2 protein-coding genes and 1 pseudogene are annotated in these 2,372 nt (G+C 64.0%); 2 read left to right on the top strand and 1 reads right to left on the bottom strand.

Going from position 1 to position 2,372, the window contains the following annotated elements; translation table 11 throughout:
- On the top strand, positions 1-594 hold a 594-nt coding region (locus tag MOV74_RS36145; RefSeq protein WP_246932051.1), incomplete at its 5' end, for an efflux RND transporter periplasmic adaptor subunit.
- A 273-nt stretch (positions 595-867) separates the two neighbouring features.
- Here MOV74_RS36145 and MOV74_RS36140 read toward each other — a convergent pair.
- Positions 868-1,716, bottom strand: a complete 849-nt coding sequence (locus tag MOV74_RS36140) for a caspase family protein (RefSeq protein ID WP_246932049.1) — start codon at positions 1,714-1,716, stop codon at positions 868-870.
- A 432-nt stretch (positions 1,717-2,148) separates the two neighbouring features.
- Here MOV74_RS36140 and MOV74_RS36135 point away from each other — a divergent pair.
- Positions 2,149-2,372 (top strand): annotated as a pseudogene (locus MOV74_RS36135) (hypothetical protein); the annotation flags it as partial.

Raw genomic sequence — 2,372 nt, 5'->3', positions numbered from 1 at the left:
CTCCCCGAGGGCGGCACGCTGCAGGTCACCGCGCCCGTGGCGGGCGTGATCGCGACCTCGACGGCCCAGATCGGCAATCTCGCCTCGGCCAAGGGCGAGGCGCTGTTCACCATCGTGGCACGCAGCGAATACGATCTCGTCGGCCTGGTGGCGACCACCGACATGCGCAAGCTCGCCGTCAATCAGCCGGCGACGGTGCGGATCGCCGGCGCCGGCGACATCGACGGCAAGGTGCGCCGCATCGGCCCGACCGTCGAGCCGAACATCCAGCAGGGCATGGTCTATATCGGCATCTCCTCGCAGAAGCGGCTGCTGCTGAAGGCGAGTGGACGTGCGCTGATCAAGACCGGGCAGAGCTGCAACGTCGCGGTGCCGCTGACATCAGTGCAATATTCCTCCGCCGGCACCGTCGTGCAGGTGATCCGCCGCAACCGCGTCGAGACCAAGCGTGTCGAGGTCGGCTTGATGTCCGGCGGCAATATCGAGGTCCGCGACGGCCTCAACGAAGGCGATGTCGTCGTCGCCCGCGCCGGCGCGCTCTTGCGTGAAGGCGATCCGGTGCGTCCGGTGATGGCCGCGGAAGCGGCGAAGTAGGTTTTCGCCGCGCCGTCATTGCGAGGAGCGAAGCGACGAAGCAATGACGATGTGGATGCAGATGTGCGCGACGACACGCACATCGCAAGGTGGGCAAAGCGTAGCGTGCCCAGGTCTTTCTATCGAAGTCCTGGAAAAATGGTGGGGCACGGCGCGTTGCGCCTTGGCCCACCCTACGAGAGCTCGCTTAAAAAAATGGGCCCCGGCTCAGCGTCGCATCATTGCATGATGCGCCGCGTCCGGGGCACGAGACGTCGCAAGACCTAAGAAAAACTAGCCGCCGGCTTCGCCGAAATGCACGTCTTCGAGCAGCGAGGAGGAGACCATCGGGACCTGGTCGCCTTCGCTGGCGCGGGAGATGGCGACGCGGGTCTTGTTGAAGACGCTTTCGGCACTGCCCCGAGCGTTGAGGTTGTTGAGGAACTCGCTGACCAGCACGCTGTGCTCGCCCTTGCCGTCGTCGACGACCTTGCCGGGCGAGGCCGAGGTGAGGATCAGGGCATTGTCGGACGCGCTGATCGGCGCGAGGCCGTGGCTGTAGGAGCGGAAGCGGCGCTCATAGGGATTGCGGCGGGAGGCGTCGACGACGACGAGCCTGGCCTTGGCGCCCTGCTCCTTCATCATGTCGAGCACGCCGTCGATGGAAACGCCCTGGCGGCGGACGTCGCTTTCCTTCCAGATCGCGGCATCGACAGGCAGCATGTAGCTCTCGCGGCCGGCCTGCACGCCGTAGCCGCCGAAGAACAGCATGACGACGGTATCGCGCTTGATCCGCGACTTCAGGCGGTTGACGGCGCGGACCATGTCGTCCTTGGTCGCGTCTTCCACCATGTCGACGTCAAAACCGTTCTTGCGCAGGGAGGAGGACAGCGCGCGGGCGTCGTTGATCGACTGCGTCAGCGGCGCGCTGGCGTCGGGATAATGTCCATTGCCGATGACGAGTGCGAGGCGGGAGGTCTGGGCGATCGAACCCGTAACCTGGTCGGTCGAGACGGCCTTGGCGGCATCGATCGCACGCATGTTGAGAGCAGCATGGGCGCCGATCACCAGCGAGACCGTGCCGATGAGGGCCGCGGCCACCGCGATCGTGCGTCTGGAAAGGTCGAGCTGCTTTACATTCATCTCGGTTCGTTTCCTGTGCCAAAGACCAGCCAAGCGCGCGCACACTGTTTGAGTAGCGCGATAGCGTCTTTAGGTTTGAGGGATTGGCCGGGGATGTGCCCCCGAATTACGCGCAATTTGCGGCGCCGCACCAAACAAACCCTTAACCGGATATCGCCTCCCCGGCAATAGATTGCCCAAAATTTGAGCTAACCGACTGAAGGCATTGGTTAATTTCGCAACCCAGATTTGTGCGTTTCCACCTCCTTGGACGCTTTCCGAGCCTCAATCATGCAGCCTTCGTGCCGGCTATTTCCGTGACTTTGATCACATTTGTTTTTCCTGCGAATCCGGGTAGCCTTTTCAACGACTTGCAAGGGGGTGGCGCGTGGGGAGCGCGCTGGCCGGCCCCCGGCCAAAAACCCCGCCAGAGTCCCCGCGACCAGGTATTTCATGAGCTTTCATTATTTTGCCGGCGCCGCCTGCCGGGCGCTGCTGGCGCCGAAGGACGGTCCCTCGCTTTACGACGTCTGCGATCCCGTATTATCGGGCCCAGCCAGCGGCGATCCGCATCTGGCCAAATTCTACAAGACCGCGCTCGGCAATCCCGCGCTGCGGGTGCTGCTGCGGCGGGCCGGGCTGCCCGAGCTGCGCGACGAGGCAAGGCTGACGGCGCT

The sequence above is a fragment of the Bradyrhizobium sp. SHOUNA76 genome (genome assembly GCF_023006445.1).
Taxonomy (GTDB): domain Bacteria; phylum Pseudomonadota; class Alphaproteobacteria; order Rhizobiales; family Xanthobacteraceae; genus Bradyrhizobium.
Note: the sequence above shows the minus strand (reverse complement) of the source record. Positions and strands in the feature narration are given on the sequence as shown.